Genomic DNA, 2,104 nt, shown 5'->3' with positions numbered 1-2,104 from the left:
TCCGCGAAATCGAAATCGGCAATGTGGATAAACAAAATAACGCGCTGAAAAATGCGCCACACACGATCGTCGATCTAGTTGATGCGAATTGGGATCGTCCCTACAGTCGGGAGCAAGCGGTGTTCCCTGTGCCTGGGTTGCAGGATTATAAGTTCTGGCCAGCAGTAGGGCGGATCGATCAAGCTTATGGCGACAGGAATTTAGTCTGTTCTTGCCTGCCGATGGATGCCTATAGCTAAGAATAGTCGCATGTTTCCCTCCGTTCGCGTTGGCGAAGCCTACCGTAGGTACAGCGTCTGCCTGCGCAGAGGAGGGCATTTGCGCGTAGAGATTTATTAGTTCATCATTAGGGTATGAGATTTGATTGGGATGAAAATAAAGCGGTAAGCAACCTATCGAAACATGGAGTCTCATTTGAGGAAGCAAAAACAGTCTTTGACGATCCACTCTACGTTGATTTTTACGATCCAGCACGTTCTGATGAGGAAGATCGTTATCTGATTGTGGGGGAGTCGAGTCAAAGACGTTTGTTAATAGCCTCCTATACAGAAAGAGGAAACTTAATTCGCCTAATTAGTGCCAGAGAAGTAACCCGTACTGAGAGGAAAGTTTATGAAGAAGGATGATTTAGAATTAGAAGATGACCTGTTGCCAGAATATGACTTGAAGAGTTTAAGAGTTAGAAAACTAGGATCTGGACGAAAAAGTTTCGGTGAAGTAGTTCGATTGGAGCCAGATGTAGCTGAGATGTTCCCGACTGCTGATGCAGTGAATGAAGCATTGCGATTGTTAATTGAGATCGCTCAGCGTCAGCCAAGTATCTCTACACCAAAAACTAAATAAGGCTTAGCAAAAAAGTAGGGTGGGCAGTGCCCACCGCTTTAATCATTGAGCTTACTCTGTTTAAAAGCTTGAATTAGATCGACGATCTTTTCGGTGTCTTCTGGTTGATACCATTGAGGATTGGGATTGGCATAAATACGATCGGCTAGAGCTTCAAAAGCTGCTGTATCTTCTCTATGCTTTAGGACATAAGCACGTAATTCCGCTTTCGTCATCACATTAAAGTCAGGTTTCATAGTTCAAATCTCCACTTCCCATTCGGGAAAATTACTATTTCTATCTCTTCGCCTACCATTTACTGCGATCGCGTTGGCTGCGGGACGAAGGATCGATCGATTATTATAGGATCGAGCATAACTCCCACTTCTAATCTCATCAAGGCGCGATCGGGGATTGACTACCCGCTAAGATGTAACCTGTACCTCCAACTTCAGACCTTATGCCATTAGATGTCCCAACCGCAATTTTACAACGCCGATCGATCAAAAGTTTCAAACCCGACCCGATCGCGCCCGAACTCTTGCGCCAACTGATCGAACTCACTGTGGCAGCTCCGAGTAGCTACAACATCCAGGATTGGCGGATTATTATCGTCGCCGATCCCGACCAAAAAGCGGCTCTAGGCGCAGCATGTTTCAATCAACCCCAAATCGTCCAAGCACCGATTAACTTGGTGTTTGCTGCCGATATTAAGGCTGGTGAGAAAGATATTACGCCGATTATTCAACAAGGCATTCAGACTGGCGCTTGGAGTGAAGGTACTGCTGCTTATTTCCAGAAGGCGGTGCCTGAATTTGCTGCGGCAATTGGTGACAAGGCTAGGGAGTATGCGATTAAGGATGCGATGATTGCCGCCACTCATGCGACGCTGGCGGCAGAAAGTCTGGGTTTGTCTACTTGCATGATGAACGGCTGGAGCGAAGCAAAAGTCAAAGCTGTTATCGGTGCCGAAAACGATCCAGATCTGGCAATCGCGTTAGTATTACCAGTCGGTTATGCTGCCGAACCCCGTAAAGATCCCGGTCGGATGCCGTTTGAATATAATGTATCACTCGATCGGATCGATCGACCTTATCAGGGTTAAAAGATTTTTAAAAACCCCGACTTCTCGGCAGAAGTCGGGGTTTTAACGTAACCACTATTCACTATCCACTATTCCCTATCCCTTAACCCCACTACTAGTAGCCGTCGGGACGATATACCGCTGGACGAACATAAATAACACAAATACAGGCGCGATCGAAATTATCGCACCCGCCGC

General features: G+C 46.4%; 5 protein-coding genes and 1 pseudogene. 4 read left to right on the top strand and 2 right to left on the bottom strand.

Annotated elements, in window-relative coordinates; translation table 11 throughout:
* From RMO52_RS21400 to RMO52_RS21390, 3 genes are all read left to right on the top strand, one after another.
* A partial coding sequence (locus RMO52_RS21400; RefSeq protein WP_310418348.1) for a hypothetical protein occupies window positions 1-239 on the top strand: 239 nt, incomplete at its 5' end.
* A 114-nt stretch (window positions 240-353) separates the two neighbouring features.
* On the top strand, window positions 354-626 hold the full coding sequence (locus tag RMO52_RS21395) for a BrnT family toxin (RefSeq protein WP_309743498.1): 273 nt from the start codon (window positions 354-356) through the stop codon (window positions 624-626).
* A complete protein-coding gene (locus tag RMO52_RS21390) occupies window positions 613-843 on the top strand; it encodes a hypothetical protein (protein WP_309743500.1) in 231 nt (76 codons plus the stop codon). Before RMO52_RS21395 ends, RMO52_RS21390 begins: the two co-directional genes overlap by 14 nt.
* A gap of 38 nt (window positions 844-881) precedes the next feature.
* Here the strand turns inward: RMO52_RS21390 and RMO52_RS21385 are convergent, their stop codons facing one another.
* Window positions 882-1,079, bottom strand: coding sequence for a DUF6887 family protein (locus tag RMO52_RS21385; protein WP_309743502.1), 198 nt, complete (start codon window positions 1,077-1,079; stop codon window positions 882-884).
* A 203-nt stretch (window positions 1,080-1,282) separates the two neighbouring features.
* Here RMO52_RS21385 and RMO52_RS21380 point away from each other — a divergent pair, with 203 nt between their 5' ends.
* Window positions 1,283-1,927, top strand: coding sequence for a nitroreductase family protein (locus RMO52_RS21380; RefSeq protein WP_309743504.1), 645 nt, complete (start codon window positions 1,283-1,285; stop codon window positions 1,925-1,927).
* Between the two features lie 75 nt (window positions 1,928-2,002).
* Here RMO52_RS21380 and RMO52_RS21375 read toward each other — a convergent pair.
* Window positions 2,003-2,104, bottom strand: a pseudogene (locus RMO52_RS21375) (carbohydrate ABC transporter permease); the annotation flags it as partial.

The organism is Chamaesiphon sp. OTE_8_metabat_110 (genome assembly GCF_031382685.1).
Classification (GTDB): Bacteria; Cyanobacteriota; Cyanobacteriia; order Cyanobacteriales; family Chamaesiphonaceae; genus Chamaesiphon.
This window is presented reverse-complemented; position numbering and strand designations above follow the sequence as displayed.

Excerpts from the sequence above, each read along its gene's own strand:
- RMO52_RS21395 (WP_309743498.1), top strand. The coding sequence starts at position 354 with ATGAGATTTGATTGGGATGAAAATAAAGCGGTAAGCAACCTATCGAAA.
- RMO52_RS21390 (WP_309743500.1), top strand. The coding sequence starts at position 613 with ATGAAGAAGGATGATTTAGAATTAGAAGATGACCTGTTGCCAGAATAT.
- RMO52_RS21385 (WP_309743502.1), bottom strand. The coding sequence starts at position 1,079 with ATGAAACCTGACTTTAATGTGATGACGAAAGCGGAATTACGTGCTTAT.
- RMO52_RS21380 (WP_309743504.1), top strand. The coding sequence starts at position 1,283 with ATGCCATTAGATGTCCCAACCGCAATTTTACAACGCCGATCGATCAAA.